The following is an 18330-nucleotide window of genomic DNA, read 5'->3' on the forward strand; positions in this document are numbered from 1 at the left end:
GACGATCGATGTTCCTGCCACCAAGGAAGGCAAGGCGCTCATGAAGCGGATCGAAGAAATCTACTGGCTGCGCTTCTATGGCTGCCTGGCCGTGTTCAGCTTTCACTTTTTCGATCGCTTGAACCAATACGTCGACAGCGTCTATATCGACCTGGCTCGCATCCCTACCGTGCTTGGTACGCCCATCTTCATCTTCATCTCGATCTTCCTGTTTTCGTCCCGCTATGGCGATCGGCCACCTTCGGGATTTCTGATCAAGCGCCTGAAGTACGTGATGCTGCCGTATGTCGTCTATGGCTTGGCCTATGCACTGACAAAATACCTGAACCTGCGCCGGGAGGGCGTGCCGGTCGACCTCGTAGACATCCTGGTCGAGTACCTGATCTACGCTGGCTGGCACGGCTATTTCCTGATCATTGCGATGCAGTTCTATGCCTTCTATTGGGTCTACTCCCGCCATGGCCTGGAACGCTGGCTGCCGCCCGTCCCCTGGCTAGCGCTCGGCAGCCTGATCAGTATCGCTTACTGGGCCCTGATCCGTTTCTTCGACTTCGAACCGCCGGGTTATCTGCACTGGATCGCCCCGCTCGGCTGGATCTACCTGTTCTTCCTGGCCATGCTGGTGGTACGTCATTACCCGCAACTCGTCCCGCAGCGGATGCACGAGATCCCGTGGATCGCTCGGCTGTCGAGGCCAGAGCTGCTGCTGGCCTATGTCGGCATTATCGCTCTGTTCACCTGGTTCGGCTGGCTGGAACACTCCTCCAAGGAGGCCTGGGTCGTGCCGCTCTTCATCCTGTTCACGCTGTATACCGTGACCCGGCTGCGTAACGTCCGGGCCACCCCGCTGGTCAAATTCATCAACCGCTATTCGTTTGGCATCTATCTAGCGCACCCCATGTTCTTCGCCATGGTAGATTTCGCCCATGAATTCGTTCCCTTCTCGCTGTTCGTTTATTCACTGTTGCTGATTGTGGTGGGCATGGTCGGTTCCATCGCATTGAACCGGGTCGCAAACGGTATCCCTGGAGGCGGTATGCTGTTCGGCAAGACCCTGTATGTGTCCGAAAAGCGGCATACTACGGCCACACAAGCGCGCTAGAGGCTCAGTGGGAGCGCTCGTAAGCCGCCTTCAAGCGATAAAACTCGGCGACGATGTCATCCATGGCAGCAGGGTCGTATTCGCTCAGGCCGCTGACGACCAGCTTCTTCGAGCCTCTGCCGACAGACTCGCCTCGGTCGATGATACGAAACTCGAGCCTGACGTCACCGCGCTTACCGACGACTTCGAGGCTAGAATCGACCAGCTCCAACGAAGGGGCGGTCAGGTCGAGCCGGTCGAGTGAAAACCCCATGCTGTCGTAGATCACCAGCGGACGCTTGGGGTTGAACATCACGCCCTGCGCCTCGAGCAGCGGCTTGAGTACGTGTGGGAAATTCTTCCCCGAAAAGGCGACATAACAGCGCGTGAAGGCTTCTATGGCTGCTGCATCGAGATTGGTATCACCCTCCCGGCTCACTTCGAGGTAACCTTTGCCCTCATCGTCCCTGACCACGAGCTGCCCCGCCTCGTTCTCATCCAGGCTCAACAGGGTTCCATCGCCTACCATGCTGCGAAAGCGAAAGTCCATGTGCCGGGAGAGGCCAAACCGACTCAGCACCAGGGCGAACAGCAGGTCACCGGGAACGCAGAATCGCCGCGCTCCCGGATCGTGGATGGGATTGAAGTCTCCGGCGACACGCTTGGCGAAGTCGCTGGCCTGCTTCGCGGAGATGCGGAAGCTCGCGCCCGCTTGCGTATGGTAAGAGTCGAGAAACATTCGTGTTCTGGCCTGTCCTTGGTTGGAATTGCTCAAGTCGGCGATAATGCCATTTTTTTCATTGATGAGACCACTTCGGTCCGGGAAGTGCCGTTTCGACGGGCGTAGCGACCGTCGGCCGACTCGCTCAGCTTGCTCGCCGCACCCAAAACATAAGCCATTGAATTATTGATACCGCTGAAACGAAGCACGGCTGAGCTCATCGCCTTTGGCACCCCTTGCCCGTATTCGTCATTCTTGTGATATATCTATATCGTACAACAAAGCTTGGCGGCTAAAGTGGGATACATAATCATCAGCTGGCATGACGCGACGGACACAGCCGCTCCAGCACAGTAAGGGATCGGGGGACAACACTATCGATACGCGCAGGAAGCCCTGGCCAACTATCGTCTTCGTTGAGCCAGGCATGGGAACCGTTTTTCCAAGTCGAACGGGTGCGGTGCAGTCATACCTTCGGGAAGTTGGCGCGTGGCTGGATTGACACGTTGGCTGCTTCTGCCGTTGGTGCTGGCACTGCTTGCTTTGCCCGTGCAGGCCAATGAGCGTCAGATCGTGCTGATTGCTCATCCGAATGTGGCCGATGCCGTTCTTACCCGCGACACCACCCGGGCGATCTTTGCCATGCGTCAGCGCAGCTGGCCCGATGGCCAGGCCGTGCGGGTCTTCGTGCTGCCCAGTGGCCATCCCGTACATGCACGCTTCGCCAAGGAGCGTCTTAGCGTGTACCCCCATCAGCTGCAGTTGGCGTGGGATCGCATGGTGTTTTCGGGGACAGGCCAGGCGCCCAGCCAGGTCGACAGCCAATCAGAGATGCTGGAACGCGTCGCCACGACGCCTGGCGCCCTTGGGTATCTGGAAAGGGAGTACCTGGATGAGAGAGTCCAAGTCATTACCATGGAGTAGACGCCATCGTTCACGCTCAGTGCCCCTGGCGCTGGCTCTTGCCGCCTGGGCTCCCATGGCCACGGCGGAAGGCGTCATGGACACTTTGCAGGTACACGGTTTTCTCAGCCAGGCGCTCGTCATTACCGATGACAACGATTTCTTCGGCCCCAGCAGTAGCGGAGACGGCAGCCTCAAGTACACCGAGATTGGTGCCAATGCCTCGTTCCGGCCCCGCCACGATGTGCTCGTGGCCGCTCAGGTACTGAGCAGACGCGCTGGCGGCGACGGCAGCGATGCCCGTCCGGCACTCGACTACGGTGTAATCGACTATCAGCCGTACTCCGACCAACGACGCACCCTGGGCATCCAGTTGGGGCGCTTCAAGAACCCTTTCGGCTTCTACAACCAGACCCGGGACGTCGCCTTCACCCGCCCCAGCATACTGCTGCCACAGTCGATCTACTTCGACCGCACCCGCTCGCTCGGCCTTTCCGCCGACGGCGTCAGCCTGTATGCCGAGGAGCGAATGCAACACGGTACACTGCGCTTCACCGGTGGCGTCGGCACCCCCACCACACGCGATCTGGATAGCCAGCTCTACCCTGCCCACTTAGGAGTGGACGTCAACGGCAGTACCTCCTCCATTGCCCAGTTGCGCTATGAGCACTCCGATGGACATTTCACGGCTGCTCTCAGCGCCGCGGACGTCAACCTTGACCTGGGGCTCGGCCCGCATGAAGGAGAGCTCAGCTTCCAGCCGTGGATCCTCTCGCTACAGTATGACAAGGAGCGCTGGGCGTTGACGGGGGAGTTTGCCCTGCGCCAGGTATCGACGACCGCCACCGGCCCACTGCCTGGGTCCGACGTTACCGGCGAAAGCTGGTATGTACAGTATACTCGTCGCTTCTTCGATGATTGGCAGTGGCTGGTTCGCTACGACAGCCTGGTGAACGATCGCGACGATCGCTCGGGCCGAGCCTACGAAGCCCAGGGTCGCGGCCCCGCCCATGCTCGCTATGCCGACGACATCACGTTCGGGTTGCAGTGGCGGGTCAATCCCCGAGTGCTGTTGGCCGCCGAATACCACCACATCGACGGCACCGGCTGGTTGCCGTTGCGCGACGAGCCTGACCCCGCCGAAACCCAGCGGAGCTGGAACATGGTGCTTTTTCAACTCTCATTGCGTTTCTGATCGACGGTCAAACCACTCTTCAAGAATCGGCCAGGGATTGCCTGTATGAGCGCTTCCTCCCCACAAGCACCTCGTTCACGACTGAGCCTGACCTGGCGAGTGCTTGCCTTGAGCAGCCTGTTGCTGCTGGTGCTGGTAGGGTTGTTCACCTGGCTTGGACACGCCACCCTGACCCACCAGTTCGAAGAGAGCCGCAGGGAGAGCAACCAGCGGGAAGCGCGCGAAATCCAGCTCGCGCTACAGCGCTCCGAGGCGAGCCTGCAGCAGATCGCAGCGTTGACGGCCGCCTCCCCAGACCTGGGGCCGGCGTTGGCAAACGACGAGCAGGCGGAACTGATCGGCTCTCTCTCATCCCAATGGCCCACGCTACAGCTCGAAGCCGGCGTCGACGAGATCCTGGTATTCGACGCCCAGGGCCGCCAGCTGGCCGAGTGGGGCGAAGCCCAGGCAGACAGGGAGCGCCCGGTGCAGGATTGGGTAAGCCAGGTTATGGAAACCGAGTATCCGCTCTCAGCGCTGCGCTGTGCCAACGACTGTCGGCAGTATGCCGCCGTGCCCGTCCTGGTCGAAGGCGAGAGCGTCGGCATCGTGGTTCTGTCACGCTCGTTGGCCGATGTAACCCGCCAGGCACAGCATGTTTCCGGCAGCGATGTCGCGCTGTTGATCACCGGAGCTTCTGAAGCGGAGGTGCCGTCAGAGCGACACTTGACGAGCTGGAACGGTCTTCTCGTAGCATTGACGCACCCGGAACATTACCAGGCAATGCTGCAGCGAGCGGCGCAAATGGCCATGCTCAGTGACATTCTGGCCACACCGCTGCGCCTGCAGCACGACGGGCGCGCTTATGAGTTGTCCGCCGTGCGCATGGAAGCCGACGATAGCCGACGCAGTAGCGGCTTTTTTCTCCTGGCGGCCGACATTACCGCCCAGATCCAGGCTATTCAGCAGAACACGCGTAACCTGCTGTTGGTCGGCATAGGCGGCTGGCTTGCCGCTGAGCTGTTACTGCTGGCTATCCTGCTGCGTCCGATGGCTAGGCTACGCCGGCTGGCCGGTGTCCTTCCGGTCCTGGCCCAAGGCGGCTTCGCCAAGGCTCGTAGCACCATACCCGTTCCGCACAGCCGCTTCGAGGACGAGATCGAAGTCTTGGAGGGCACGACACTGGCCCTCTCCGATCAACTGGAAGCACTGGAGCAGGAGGTCACGGCCCGAGGGCTTCAGCTTGCCGAGCGAGTGGACGAACTGGCGCGGGAGCGCGACTTCGTCGGCAGCCTGCTGGATACGGCTCGCGTCTTCATCGTTACCCAGAATGCGCAAGGTCATATCACGCTGGTCAACGACTACGCCCTGATGACCCTGGCCATGCAGGAGGAGCGCCTGCTGGGCCGTACGTTCGATGAGGTCTTCACACCGCGCAAGGGTACTGAATCCATAGAGGAAATTCCCCAGGAGGAGCGCAGCCTGGTGACGGCGGATGGGCGGCAACGGACTATCGCCTGGTACCATGCACCCCTGGCAACACACAACGACTCTCGGGCAGCAAGGATTTCGGTCGGGCTCGACATCACCGAACGTAAGCTGGCCGAAGCGCGTCTCACCTGGCTGGCCGAGCGTGATCCGCTGACGGAGCTGTACAACCGGCGTTACTTCCAGGAGGCTCTGGGCCTTGTCATGCGCCGCGGGCGCTGCGGCGCTGTGCTGCTGCTCGACCTCGATCACTTCAAGGACGTCAACGAACTCAGTGGCCACCACACCGGCGACCAGCTGCTGCGCATGGTGGCGGATACGCTGTTTCAGGAATTCGGCCACTGCGGCATCATCGCGCGCCTAGGGGGCGACGAGTTCGCCATGTTGCTGGAGGGTGCCGACACCCGCCGAGCCATCAGCATTGCCAAGCAGATCGCCCCGCTGCTCGACAGCACCGGCCTGGATGCCGGAGGTCAACGTCACCGGGCAACCTCGAGCCTCGGCATCGCCCTGTTCCCGGCGCATGGCGACAACCCCGCCGACCTGATGGCCAATGCCGACCTGGCCATGTACAAGGCGAAGGAGGGCGGTTCCCAGCGCTGGCACCTGCTCTCGACGCTCGAGCGCGCCAAGGACGAACTGCAGGAGCGGGTCTACTGGGTGGAGCGGATTCGCCAGGCCATCGACGAAGAGGGATTCGAGTTGATGGTGCAGCCGATCGTGCGCCTGAGCGATGGCGACGTGCGCCACTATGAAGTGCTGCTGCGCATGCGTGGTCCCAAAGGGGCTCTCATTTCCCCGGCGCACTTCATTCCGGTGGCGGAGCGCAGCGGCCAAATCGTCCAGATCGACCGTTGGGTGCTACGCCAAAGCCTGCGTGCCCTGAGTCGCGTTCAGGCCCAGGGCATCAGTTTGGCCGTCAACCTCTCGGGCCAGACCCTGCACGACGAGGGGCTCAAGCAATTCCTCATGGAAGAGCTGTCGGCCTCCGGTGCGGATCCGCACCACCTTATCCTCGAAATCACCGAGACGGCAGCCGTCACCGATTTTTCCAGCGCTCGCGGGGTTCTCCAGGCCCTGCGTGACCTGGGTTGCCGCACTGCCCTCGACGACTTCGGCGTCGGCTTCAGCAGCTTCCACTACCTCGGTGAGCTACCCGTCGACTTCATCAAGATCGATGGCGCCTTCATTCGCACACTGAGCACGAACAGAGACAGCCAGGTCATCGTCAAGGCCATTGCCGACATCGCGGCAGGCTTCGGCAAGCTGGCCATCGCCGAGTTCGTCGACCAGGAAGGACTGATACCAATTCTGATTTCCTACGGCATCTCTTACGGCCAGGGCTACCATCTTGGTCGTCCCACCCCTCTGGCTGAGGCCATTCCGGGAGTTTCGCATGGTGACACCTCGTCATAAGTCGAATGCCTGCGAACGTGACGTACCCCAGGGTGACCGGGTGCGCGAGTTCGTCGAGCAATACCGCTTCATCATCGCTCATAGCCGGGAAAACCGTTACCGAGCCTACGCTCTGCGCCACAAGGTTTTTCGCGAGGAGCTTCAGTACACGCTGGGTGATGATGTCGATGCGCCCTTCGAGAAAGACGGCCACGACAAGCACTCGATCCTCTGCCTGCTCCACCATGCCGGGAGCGAACGCGATGCAGGCTGTCTGCGAGTGGTTCTGCCCATCGACAATGATGGGCAGCCAAGGTCCCTGCCGCTGGAAGAGAGCTGCGCCCACGGCCTGACCGATCCGCAGTTGCATCCGGACCGGTTCGAACGCCGCTCGCTGTGCGAGGTTTCGCGCCTCGCCGTGCACCCCGATTTTCGCCGCACACGCGAATGCGCCCTGGGGCTGCGCGAACAGGATCTGCAGCTACTGGAAGAGAATCGCCTACCCCCTCCGTCCCCATTGGTGACCCTGAGTCTGTTCCTGGCCGCCACTGCCATCGTCGGCCTGTCAGGCAGGCGCCACGTCTTCTCCATGATGGAGCCACGCTTCGCTCGATTGCTGAAAATCTCGGGGCTGAAGTTCCGCCAGGTCGGCGATGTCATTGATTACTGCGGCCCCCGGGCGGCGTACTACATCGACCAGCACCAGGCCGAGCGGGATCTCCAGTCGAGCCTCCAGCCGCTCTATCGCCATATCAAGTCGACACTGGCTCCGCAAATGGTGGGCACCACCTAGATCTAGCAAGGCTTACGGCAAGTCCCGTGCCGGCATGTACGCACGGCAGGCGCAGCGTGCCTGTGACCGGCCGCACCCTTGCCGACAAGTCAGGCCCGGGATGCAGTCGGCCCGGCCAATTGAGCACCATGAGCGCCAGTACGTTGCGATGTTCGCCGCGCGCAAGATCGGTCTCGCCTTTCGGAGAATGAATGATGCCCGTGGCAGGGTCGATGGCCTCGGCCAGGCGCTGGCGTATCCGCGCCACGACTGGGTGCTTCTCCCGGCCCGTCAGCAGAAAGCTGAGGGCGATCTCGGCCTGGATATCGGCCGTTGCCTCGTCAAGGATGCGCTCGATTTCAGCGCTGAAGGCCTCGAGGATCCAAGCGTGTCGTTCCGCCGACACCCAGCGCTGATAGTAGCGGCTATCGGCGATCACGATATGCGTCATTCCATAAAGCCGGTTGCGATAGTCCGCATCCTCCAGCTCCGCCACCGATTCCCCTGGGAAGACGGCAAGAAATGCCCCGTGCATCTCCTGGCGCAGGTCGACGACACCCAACTGGTACAAGAACCAGGCCTGGTTCGCCACCTGTGCGGTATATAGGCGCACGACCTCGGGGTCGGTCAGGAAACGCTGCCACGCCAGACCCGCCAGATAGTCGAGCGCGCGCTCATGGTCGGGCACCGCTTCCAGCAGCCCGTAGTAGTCGGCCTGGATCAGGCGAAAGAGCAGTTGGCGACCGAACGCGATCTCGCCCCACTCTGCCAGCATCGCTTGCCTGGCACGCTGTTTGGCCGTTCGGCGTGGATAGTTCGCCACGATCTCCTGCGCCCGTGACGAGGCATAGCCCGGCTGCTCGAGACCGGCAATGTCTCGCTCGAGCTGAGCAAGAAGCCGGCGGCCATGAGCCTCGATGAGACCGAGATAGCGCGTATCACCGCTGATGCGGTAAAGCCGCTGGGCATAATGTCGCTGCTTGTCGGCAGGCAACTCGGGCAATGCGGCCTCATAGACGGCCTGGATCGCCTGACCGGCGGCTCGATGCTCATCGTTCGGTGACGAAGCCTCGTGGGCGCAGCCTGCCAGCCACGCCAGCAAAAGCAACATGGGCCAATGCCTGGCCGCCAGGCGATGCAGAATTCCTTCAGCCATCTTTCCTGCTCCGTTGCCGGGGTGAGATCATGCGTACCCTGGCCTTGGGGCGTGCCACCCGCCTTTCAGCTTCGCTGTCATCAGCCCCTGGGTCGCCGCCAGTCGGTGCTGGATCGGCCGGCGGAGGGATGACCACCCAGGCGAACACCGGCAGCGAGAGCCGCCAGTGGATAGCCGACAGGCGCAAGCCCAGCGTCAGCGTGAGCGCCAGGCCAATGGCGATCCCGGCCGGTACGCCCAACGCTCCCAGCCCCACGTAGGCGATACCGCCAGCGATGGAGGCCGTGGCATACACCTCCTGGCGCAGCACCATCGGCACCCGGTGTGCCAGCACGTCACGCACCATGCCGCCGGCCACGCCGGTCAGAAGCCCCATCAATACCGCCACCACCCCGGACGCCTCCAGTTGAAGCGCCTTGTGGGCGCCGATTACGGTAAACAGGGCCAGGCCGAAAGCATCGGCCACCGGCAGGAAGACGCGGGAGAGGCGGTGAATGTAGTGAAAACCGACGATCGACAGACCCACGGTGGCGATTATCACCCACAGGTAAGTGGGATCGGCAATCCAGAACACCGGCCTTACGCCAAGCACCAGGTCGCGAAGGGTGCCGCCACCGATGCCGGTGACCGCCGCCAGCACTAGCATGCCGAACGGGTCCATCCGCGAACGACAGGCCAATATCACGCCCGAGAGGGAGAAGACGATCACCCCCGCCATGTCCAGCCAATACACCAGCCCCGTCAAAACACTCTCCCGAGTCATGCGTTAGCCATGCTGACGGCCGAAGTGCCGTCCCCTCATTGATAGGTCACCACGAGAAAACTCACCAATTCCCCCTCGCCAACGTTCTCGATGGTGTGTTCCAGGTCGGCATGGTAGTGAGCGGAATCGCCCGAGTTCAGTTCGCAGCGATTTTCTCCCGCCTCGATCCGCGCGTGGCCCTGGGTAACGGTCAGCAGTTCCCGGGTACCCTCGAAGTGGGCAGCGCTCTGCAGGCGCGCTCCCGCCGCAAGCCGGATCTCGTAGAACTCGACGTTCTTCTCCATGTGCAGCGGAGAGAGCGTCCGAATGCGGCAATCGTGATCGTCGCGAAACAGCTGGCTGGCGTCGTCGCTGCGTACCACCTCGATGCGCGAGGCCGTCCAAGGCTGGTCCACCAAGTCGCCGATGTTCATGTCGAAGGCCTGGGCAATGCGCAGCGTAACCGCCAGGGTGGGATTGGCCTTGCCGCGCTCGATCTGGCTCAGCATCGAACGGCTGACCCCCGATGCCGCTGCCAGCTGCTCCAGGGTGAGCCCGCGCCGCTTGCGCAACTCGATCACGCGGGTGGAGAGGCTACCGGGTTCGGCCTGCGATGCAGTTATCGTCGTGTCGTCCACCTACACTTCTCCTCGATACCCAGTCCAACCGGATCAGCAGAGCGAGGCTCGCCGGGCAACTGAAAATACAATATAAGAGAATATTTTCTTGTATAAAAGAAATATTCTGCAATACTGGAATTCATTCCCCTATAGTAAACCTCTCGTTGTGAATTGCCAGAATCCGCTCGCAGCCCACCACCTGAATCGACCAACGAACAAGTACAGGAAGGAGCGACATGAAAGCACTGATCAAGAAGGAAGCGACACCCGGCCTGTGGCTGGACGAGGTGCCGGAACCGCAGATCGGCATCAATGACGTGCTGATCAAGGTGAAGCGCACCGCCATCTGCGGTACCGATGTGCATATCTACAAATGGGACAGCTGGGCGCAGAAGACGATTCCGGTGCCCATGGTGGTGGGCCACGAGTTCGTCGGCGAGATCGTCGAGGCGGGATCCAACGTCAATGATTTCCACCCGGGCCAGATCGTTTCCGGTGAGGGCCACGTGGTGTGCGGCCGCTGCCGCAACTGCCTGGCCGGGCGCCGTCATCTGTGCGCTCACACCAGCGGCGTAGGCGTCAATCGCCCAGGTGCCTTCGCCGAGTACGTGTCCCTGCCGATGTCCAACGTATGGGAGCATAAGCCGGGCATCGATCTCGATGTGGCGGCGCTGTTCGACCCGCTGGGCAACGCCGTGCATACCGCCCTGCAGTACGACCTGCTCGGCGAGGACGTGCTGATCACCGGGGCCGGGCCGATCGGCGCCATGGCCGCCGCGGTTTGCCGCCATGCCGGCGCGCGGCACGTGGTGGTCACCGATCTCAACCCGGGGCGACTCGAGTTGGCCAAGCGCCTGGGCGCTACCCGTACGGTGGACGTGCAACGCGAGACGCTTGCCGACGTGCAGCGTGAGCTGGGCCTCACCGAGGGCTTCGATGTGGGCCTGGAGATGTCCGGTAGCCCCGCCGCCCTGCGTGACATGCTGGCCAACATGTGCCACGGCGGCAAGATCGCCATGCTCGGGATTCCCACCGAGGATATCGGCATCGACTGGAACACGGTGATCTTCAACATGCTGACCTTGAAGGGAATCTATGGCCGCGAGATGTACGAGACCTGGTACAAGATGTCGGTGATGATCGAGTCCGGCCTCGATATCTCGCCGGTGATCACTCATCGCCTGCCTTATACCGAGTTTCAGCGTGGCTTCGATGCCATGCTGAGCGGAGAAGCGAGCAAGGTCGTTCTCAACTGGGAGTCATGACATGTACGGAGCCTTTCAACAGCACCTGCGTGGCGAGCTCGACGCCATCCGCCAGGCAGGGCTGTACAAGCACGAGCGTCAGCTGACCACACCTCAGGGTGCCCACGTCGGCATCAACGCCGGCCAGGAGGTGCTCAACCTGTGCGCCAACAACTACCTCGGCCTGGCCCAGCACCCCGAGGTCAACGCCGCGGCCAAGGCAGGCCTCGAGGAGTGGGGCTACGGGCTTGCCTCGGTGCGTTTCATCTGTGGCACCCAGAGTTTGCACAAACAGCTCGAGCAACGCCTGACCGACTTTCTCGGCACCGAGGACACCATTCTCTACCCCTCCTGCTTCGACGCCAACGGCGGGCTGTTCGAGACCCTGCTCGGCGCCGAGGACGCGGTGATCTCCGACGAGCTCAACCACGCCAGCATCATCGACGGCGTACGGCTCTCCAAGGCAAAGCGCTACCGCTACCGCAACAACGACATGGCTGGCCTCGAAGAGCAGTTGAAAGCCGCCGACCGCGACGGTGCGCGCTTCAAGCTGATCACCAGCGACGGCGTCTTCTCCATGGACGGTTACATCGCCCGGCTCGACGAGATCTGCAACCTTGCCGAGCGCTACGGGGCACTCGTGCACTTCGACGACTGCCACGCCACCGGCTTTCTCGGCGAGGGCGGGCGAGGCACCCACGAGTACCGCGGCTGCATGGACCGCATCGACATCACCACCGGCACCCTGGGCAAGGCGCTGGGCGGCGCCAGCGGCGGCTACACCAGCGGCAAGCGCGAGGTGATCGAGCTGCTGCGCCAGCGTTCACGGCCCTATCTCTTCTCCAACACCGTGGCGCCGCCGGTGGTCGCCGGGGCACTGAAGGCGATCGAGCTGGCCGCGGAATCCCGCGAGCTGCGTGATCGCCTCACCAAGAACACCGCCTTCTTCCGCGAAGGGCTCGAACGGCTGGGCTTCGAGCTGTTGCCCGGCGAGCATCCCATCGTGCCGGTGATGCTGCACGACGCCGGCCTCGCCGGCCGCTTCGCCGAGGAGATGCTCAAGGAGGGCGTTTACGTGATCGCCTTCTCCTATCCTGTCGTCCCCCAGGGCAAGGCACGCATCCGTACCCAGATGTCGGCTGCGCTGACCCGCGACGATCTGGAGCTCGCCCTCGCCGCTTTCGGCCGGGTGAAGGAACGCCTCGGCCTGTAGCGGGTAATGCTTCAGTGGGCATCCGGCCGGACCCAAAGGGGTCCGGCTTTTGCTCATGCTTCTTCCCTACATCCTTGGTCGAACACTACCCAAACGCAGCGCAACAGCCGGCATACTGCAGAACTTAATCGTTAAAGTTGCCGACCTGAACATGCACATCCTCATGGAAAAGCTCGTCCCACCTGCGTTGCCCGCCACCGTGGTCGCCCGGGAACGGCTCAATGATCGCTTCGCACTCACTGAGCGAGTACGCCTGCAGGTGGTTCAGGCGCCGCCTGGCTATGGCAAAAGCACCCTGCTGGCCGAGCGCTTGCCGCGGCTGGAGCAACCGGCGGCCTGGCTACGCCTGGATAGTCGCGACGACGAGCCCGGGCGCTTCGCCGCCTATTTTCGTGAAGCCCTGGCCGGCCTGTGTCGTGAACTCGGCCTGGACGTCGAGCTGCCCCGCGTATACGCGCCCGTGGCCGAGGCGATGGAAGGCTGGCTCGCTGCCCTGCCGCCCCGTTCCGATCCCGGCCGGATGGTGCTCGATGACTTTCAGCACCTGCGCCATCCGCAGATTCTGGAGTGCCTTCGCCACTGGCTACGCCACCAACCGCCCTGGCTGACCCTGACGCTTGCCTCACGCACCCGTCCCGACCTGGGGGTGTCCGAACTGCGGCTGTGCGGTGAACTGGAGGAGATCGGCCTGGCCGAGCTGGCCTTCGATGCCGAGGAGGCGCAGACGCTGTGTGCCGAGCAGCTCAGCTTCCCACCCACCCGGGTCAGCCTGGAGCGCGCTCTGCGTCGCACCGGGGGCTGGCCACTGGCGCTGGTCTGGCTGATCGAGCGCACAACTACCCGGGCCGCCTTCGATAGCCTGCTCGAGCGCCTCGATGGCAGCCATCCAGACTTCGTCGCCTGGTTCGACGAACTGCTCGAATCCAATATCGATGCCCAGGACCACCCATTGCTGCTGCAGCTCGGCGTACTGGAGCGCTTCTCGCCCAACCTGGTGGCCCGGCTACTGGAGGGCGAACGACTCTCGCAACGCCTGGAGGCGCTCGTCCGGGCCGGCGTCTTTCTCGAAAGAGTCGAGCCTCATGCCCAATGGTTTCGCTTCCATCCGCTGTTTTCCGGCTACCTGCGTCATCGTCGCCACGAACTCAGCCTGGCGACCCAGCACGAGTTGCACCAGCGAGCTAGCAATGCCTGGCTGCGCCTGGGCAACCCGGCCCTGGCACTGGCCCAGGCCATCGAGGCCGAGGCACCCGAGCCGCTGGCCGAACTGCTCGGGCAAGAGGGGCCCGCCCTGTTGGCCAACGGCCACTTCTCGCTGCTAGCACGCGGGCTCGCCGCACTCGGCGTTACGCGGCTGGTCGGTTCACCCCGGCTGACACTGCTGCATGGTTGGGCCACCCACGCCCAATACCACTTCGACCGCACCCGCCAGGCCATCGACTGGATCGAGTCGCAGCTCGAGGAACCCGACTGGGCGGCGCTGGCCGCCGAGTTCGCCACCTTGCGCGCGCAGCTGGCGATCAACGAGGGCGACGCCGAGCGGGCGGCGCCCCTCGCCGAACGGGCGCTGACCCTGCCACCCCGCTATCTGGCCACCACGCCGCTGACCGCCGCGGCGATTCTCGGCGAGGCCCGCTTTGTTCAGGGGCAACTCGAAGAATCGCTACAGCGCATTCGCAACGTGGAACGCGAGGCAAGCCGCCTCGGCGACGACCAGATGTTGCTGTGGGCGCTGTGCCACCAGTCGGAGACACTGGTGGCACAGGGGCGCCTGCAAGCCGCCCACGACGTGCAGGAGCGCGCCATCGCTCATGTCGAACGCTGTGGGCTCGATCGCCTGCCGGTGACGGAGTTTCTCTATCGCATCCGCAGCCAGCTGCTGTGGGAGTGGCAGCGCCTGGAAGAATCGGAGCAGGCGGCGCTGAAGGGAATCGAAGTGCTCGATACCCAAGGCGAATGCTGGACTCTGCAGTGCCACATCAGCCTGGCCAAGGTGGCGCTCTCGCGCGGCGACCAAGCCCAGTGCGCCGACCAGGTCCGTCGCCTGCGCAAAATTCTCGTACAAGGCGACTACCACATCGACTGGCAGGCCAATGCCCATGCCACCCTGATCGCCTGGTGGCAGGCCAACGGCGACCTCGACGCCGTGGCCCGCTGGCTGCATGAAGCACCGCCCGGCGAGCCGGCACGAGCCACCAACCACTTCGCCCAGTGCAACCTGCGCAACCACGCCCGTGCGCTGACACTGCTCGGCCGCTTCGACGAAGCCGAAGCGCTGCTCGTCGAGCTGGAACGACAGACCGAACGTCTGGGGCTGGTCACCGATGCCAACCGCAATCGGCTGTGCCTGGCGGCGCTGGCCTGGCAGCGTGGACAGCACGAAGCAGCGTTGGAGCACCTGCGCCAGGCGCTGGCATTGGCCACCCGCACCGCGCTGACCGGCAGCTTCCTGCGCCTGGGCCAGGCGCTGGCCGAGATGCTCGAACGACTGCTCCTCGACGACACGCTGGAGCCACTGGCCCGAGGTCATGCCGAACGGCTGGTGAGCCTGACCAGGCGCCAGCGCGAGTTCGGTCGCGCCGTACGGCTGATGCTCGACGACTCGGTAATCGCCGACATCGTCTCCCGCCCCGACGTGCCGGAGCTTATCCGCACCTCGCCCTTAACCCGCCGGGAATGGCAGATTCTCGGCCTGATCCACGCCGGACTTTCCAACGAACAGATCGCCGAGCAACTCGCGGTGGCGCCGACCACGGTCAAGACGCATATCCGCAGCCTTTACCAGAAGCAGCACATCCGACGCCGCGAGGAGGCCATCGCTCTGGCTGGCGAGCTGCTCTCGCGCATCCAGGGGGTGTAGAGCGACCGGCTGCCTGCGCCTCATCCCCCCTCCTACGCCTATCCTCCTCGGTGGGCAGAGGATTCCTCCCGTCATCGGTCGCGTCACCATCGCCTGCATGCTTCACGTATCCACACCATGGCGACAAGGACAACAGATGAACGCACAGCATGTACTCGGCAAGCAGGGGCAGGAGTGGTGGCGCGGCGCGGTGATCTACCAGATCTATCCGCGCAGCTTCATGGACAGCAACGGTGATGGTATCGGCGACCTGCCGGGAGTAACCGCAAAGATCGACTACATCGCCTCGCTGGGTGTCGATGCCATCTGGCTCTCGCCCTTCTTCACCTCGCCGATGCAGGATTTTGGCTACGATGTATCCGACTATCGCGGCGTCGACCCCATGTTCGGCACACTCGACGACTTCGACCGCCTGGTGGAGGCGGCCCACGCTCGCGGACTCAAGGTCACCATCGACCAGGTACTCTCCCACACCTCCGACCAGCACCCCTGGTTCGCCGAGAGCCGAGCCAACCGCGACAACCCCAAGGCCGATTGGTACGTGTGGGCCGACGCCAAGCCCGATGGCTCGCCGCCCACCAACTGGCAATCGGTATTCGGTGGCAGCTCCTGGCAGTGGGACACCCGCCGCTGCCAGTACTACCTGCACAACTTCCTCGTCAGCCAGCCGGACCTCAACTTCCGCAATCCCGAGGTGGTCGACGCCATTCTTGGCGAAGTACGCTTCTGGCTCGAACGCGGTGTCGACGGCTTCCGCCTGGATGCAGTGAATTTCTGCACCCACGGCGAACTCGAGGACAACCCACCGCGTACCCAGGCAGTTGAGAGCTTCCTCGGGGTGCGGCCGGATAACCCCTACGGCTTCCAGCAGCATCTCCACGACAAGACCCAACCGGAGAACTTGGACTTCCTGGAGAAATTGCGCGCCCTGCTCGACGAATATCCCGGCACCACCAGCGTCGGCGAAGTGGGAGACGACGACTCGCTTAATGTGATGGCGGCCTATACCCAGGGCGGCAACCGACTGCACATGGCCTACTCCTTCGACCTGCTGGGTGAGCGCCACGACCCCGAGTTCCTGCACCGAACCATGACCGCCATGGAAGAGCGCATCGGCGACGGCTGGCCATGCTGGGCGCTGGGCAACCACGACGTTTCCCGGGTCGCCACGCGCTGGCAAGCCGAAGGCGATCTGGCCAAGCTGCGCCTTTATATGGCCTTCCTGCTGACCCAGCGCGGCAGCGTCTGTCTGTACCAGGGCGAAGAGTTGGGCCTGCCCGAAGCCGAGCTGACCCTGGAGCAACTGGTCGACCCGGCCGGCCTCACCTTCTGGCCGGCCTACAAGGGCCGCGACGGCTGCCGAACGCCGCATCCATGGTGCGGCGACACGCTTCACGGCGATTTTTCCCACGGCGAACCTTGGCTGCCGGTACCCGACGAGCACCTGGACCTGGCCATGAAGCAGCAGGATGGCGATCTCGATTCGCTGCTCAACGCCTACCGCGCCTTCCTCGCCTTCCGCCGCGAGCACGTGGCGCTGGTGCAGGGCGGGGTCCGCTACCATCCGGTGCGCGACGGCGTACTCTGCCTGGAGCGCCACCACCCGACCCAGCACCCCGGCGAGCGGCTGCTGGTGGCTCTCAACTTCAGCGACGCCCACCGCGAACTTTCGGCGCCACGCAAGGCGGGCCCGCTCGATGACGCTCCCGCCCTGGTCAACGGCACCTGGAGTGCAGGCAAGGTTCAGCTACCGCCCCACGGGATCGCCATCGCCCGCTGCCCGGCGCAGGAGGAGATCATATGGGACGTTTGACGCTTGCCGGCATCGGCAAGGAATACGAGGGGGTCGTGGTCTCCCGCGACATCGACCTGACCATCGAAGACGGCGAGTTCGTCGTCTTCGTCGGCCCCTCCGGCTGTGGCAAGTCGACCTTGCTGCGCATGATCGCAGGGCTCGAGGAGATCAGCCGCGGTGAGATGCGCCTCGATGGCGAGCGCATCAACGAGCTACCGCCGCAGGAGCGCGACATCGGCATGGTGTTTCAGTCCTACGCGCTCTACCCGCACATGACGGTGGCCGAGAACATGGCCTTCGGCCTCAAGCTGGCACGCACCGACAAGACCGAGATTCGCCGCCGGGTGCAGCACGCCGCGGAAATGCTGCACCTCGGCGAGCTGCTCGAGCGCAAGCCCAAGGTGCTTTCCGGCGGGCAGCGTCAGCGGGTGGCCATCGGCCGCACCCTGGTCAAGGAACCGGCGGTATTCCTGTTCGATGAGCCGCTCTCCAACCTCGACGCTGCGTTACGGGTCGACATGCGCGTGCAGATCGCCGAACTGCACCGACGACTGGGCGCCACCATGATCTACGTGACTCACGACCAGGTGGAGGCAATGACGCTGGCCGATCGCATCGTGCTGCTTGCCGGCGGACGCATCGCCCAGGTCGGCGCACCGCTGGCGCTTTACCATTATCCCGCCACCCTTGAAGTGGCGCGCTTCATCGGCTCACCACGCATCAATCTCCTGCCGGTTCAGGTGCTCGACCCCGGCCGCCAGCGCACCGCTGTACGCCTGCCCAATGGCGAGACGCTCGCAGTGGCGGTGGACGGCACCCGTCTCAGAGCCGGCGACAGTGCCACCCTGGCGGTACGCGCCGAGGACTTCGTCGAGCCCCAGGAAGCCGACGCACGCCTGGCAGCGCGGCTGATGGTGGCCGAGAAGCTCGGCTACGAGACTCTCGTCCACCTGAAAGTGGAAGGCGTCGAGGAAACCTTGGCTCAACGCCTGGACGGCCTGGCCGTGCTGGAAAAGGAACAAAGAATCGAGCTTGGCCTCACCGGCGAGCGCTGCCACCTGTTCGCGAACGACGGCACGGCCTGCCCGCGGCAGGTGCGAATACCAGGCGTTACCCACTAGCACCAGCAACCACGGCTACCAACGGCGCCCCGATCTCGTCAGAGG

The 18330-nt window shown here is 63.5% G+C and carries 14 protein-coding genes; 10 read left to right on the top strand and 4 right to left on the bottom strand.

Annotated elements, in window-relative coordinates; translation table 11 throughout:
- Window positions 1-40 precede the first annotated feature (40 nt).
- Window positions 41-1102, top strand: a complete 1062-nt coding sequence (locus HNO52_RS17175) for an acyltransferase family protein (protein ID WP_197566446.1) — start codon at window positions 41-43, stop codon at window positions 1100-1102.
- 4 nt (window positions 1103-1106) lie between these two features.
- On the opposite strand, the gene HNO52_RS17180 is transcribed toward HNO52_RS17175, so the two are convergent.
- Window positions 1107-1820 carry a DUF3581 domain-containing protein gene (locus tag HNO52_RS17180; RefSeq protein ID WP_197566447.1) on the bottom strand — a complete coding sequence of 238 codons (714 nt, stop codon included), beginning with the start codon at window positions 1818-1820 and terminating at the stop codon, window positions 1107-1109.
- 471 nt (window positions 1821-2291) lie between these two features.
- Between HNO52_RS17180 and HNO52_RS17185 the strand changes: the two genes are divergently transcribed.
- From HNO52_RS17185 to HNO52_RS17200, 4 genes are read left to right on the top strand one after another with little or no spacing between them, the layout of a single operon-like run.
- Entirely contained in the window at window positions 2292-2726 is a 435-nt protein-coding gene (locus HNO52_RS17185) for a type 2 periplasmic-binding domain-containing protein (RefSeq protein WP_197566448.1), read from the top strand.
- Complete coding sequence (locus tag HNO52_RS17190; protein ID WP_197566449.1) at window positions 2695-3900, top strand: putative porin; 1206 nt, start codon at window positions 2695-2697, stop codon at window positions 3898-3900. The genes HNO52_RS17185 and HNO52_RS17190 overlap by 32 nt, the downstream gene beginning before the upstream one ends.
- 45 nt (window positions 3901-3945) lie before the next feature.
- Window positions 3946-6783 (top strand): bifunctional diguanylate cyclase/phosphodiesterase, encoded by a 2838-nt coding sequence (locus HNO52_RS17195; RefSeq protein WP_197566450.1) that lies wholly within the window; start codon window positions 3946-3948, stop codon window positions 6781-6783.
- On the top strand, window positions 6764-7555 hold the full coding sequence (locus tag HNO52_RS17200) for a PEP-CTERM/exosortase system-associated acyltransferase (protein WP_197566451.1): 792 nt from the start codon (window positions 6764-6766) through the stop codon (window positions 7553-7555). Before HNO52_RS17195 ends, HNO52_RS17200 begins: the two co-directional genes overlap by 20 nt.
- Here HNO52_RS17200 and HNO52_RS17205 read toward each other — a convergent pair.
- From HNO52_RS17205 to HNO52_RS17215, 3 genes are read right to left on the bottom strand one after another with little or no spacing between them, the layout of a single operon-like run.
- Window positions 7515-8690, bottom strand: coding sequence for a DUF3541 domain-containing protein (locus HNO52_RS17205; RefSeq protein ID WP_197566452.1), 1176 nt, complete (start codon window positions 8688-8690; stop codon window positions 7515-7517). The genes HNO52_RS17200 and HNO52_RS17205 overlap by 41 nt on opposite strands.
- Window positions 8683-9435 carry a trimeric intracellular cation channel family protein gene (locus tag HNO52_RS17210; protein ID WP_197566453.1) on the bottom strand — a complete coding sequence of 251 codons (753 nt, stop codon included), beginning with the start codon at window positions 9433-9435 and terminating at the stop codon, window positions 8683-8685. The genes HNO52_RS17205 and HNO52_RS17210 overlap by 8 nt, the downstream gene beginning before the upstream one ends.
- 53 nt (window positions 9436-9488) lie before the next feature.
- Complete coding sequence (locus tag HNO52_RS17215) at window positions 9489-10070, bottom strand: helix-turn-helix domain-containing protein (RefSeq protein WP_232090372.1); 582 nt, start codon at window positions 10068-10070, stop codon at window positions 9489-9491.
- A 218-nt stretch (window positions 10071-10288) separates the two neighbouring features.
- On the opposite strand from HNO52_RS17215, the gene tdh reads away from it, so the two are divergent.
- From tdh to ugpC, 5 genes are all read left to right on the top strand, one after another.
- Entirely contained in the window at window positions 10289-11317 is a 1029-nt protein-coding gene (tdh, locus tag HNO52_RS17220) for an L-threonine 3-dehydrogenase (protein ID WP_197566454.1), read from the top strand.
- Between the two features lies 1 nt (window position 11318).
- Window positions 11319-12509 (top strand): glycine C-acetyltransferase, encoded by a 1191-nt coding sequence (kbl, locus tag HNO52_RS17225; protein ID WP_197566455.1) that lies wholly within the window; start codon window positions 11319-11321, stop codon window positions 12507-12509.
- 163 nt (window positions 12510-12672) lie between these two features.
- Entirely contained in the window at window positions 12673-15369 is a 2697-nt protein-coding gene (gene malT / locus HNO52_RS17230; protein ID WP_232090374.1) for an HTH-type transcriptional regulator MalT, read from the top strand.
- Between the two features lie 136 nt (window positions 15370-15505).
- Window positions 15506-17182: an alpha-amylase family glycosyl hydrolase gene (locus tag HNO52_RS17235; RefSeq protein ID WP_197566457.1), complete on the top strand. Its 1677-nt coding sequence runs from the start codon at window positions 15506-15508 to the stop codon at window positions 17180-17182.
- Window positions 17170-18285 (top strand): sn-glycerol-3-phosphate ABC transporter ATP-binding protein UgpC, encoded by a 1116-nt coding sequence (gene ugpC / locus HNO52_RS17240; RefSeq protein WP_197566458.1) that lies wholly within the window; start codon window positions 17170-17172, stop codon window positions 18283-18285. Before HNO52_RS17235 ends, ugpC begins: the two co-directional genes overlap by 13 nt.
- Window positions 18286-18330: the final 45 nt, after the last annotated feature.

The organism is Halomonas sp. MCCC 1A13316 (genome assembly GCF_014931605.1).
GTDB lineage: Bacteria > Pseudomonadota > Gammaproteobacteria > Pseudomonadales > Halomonadaceae > Halomonas.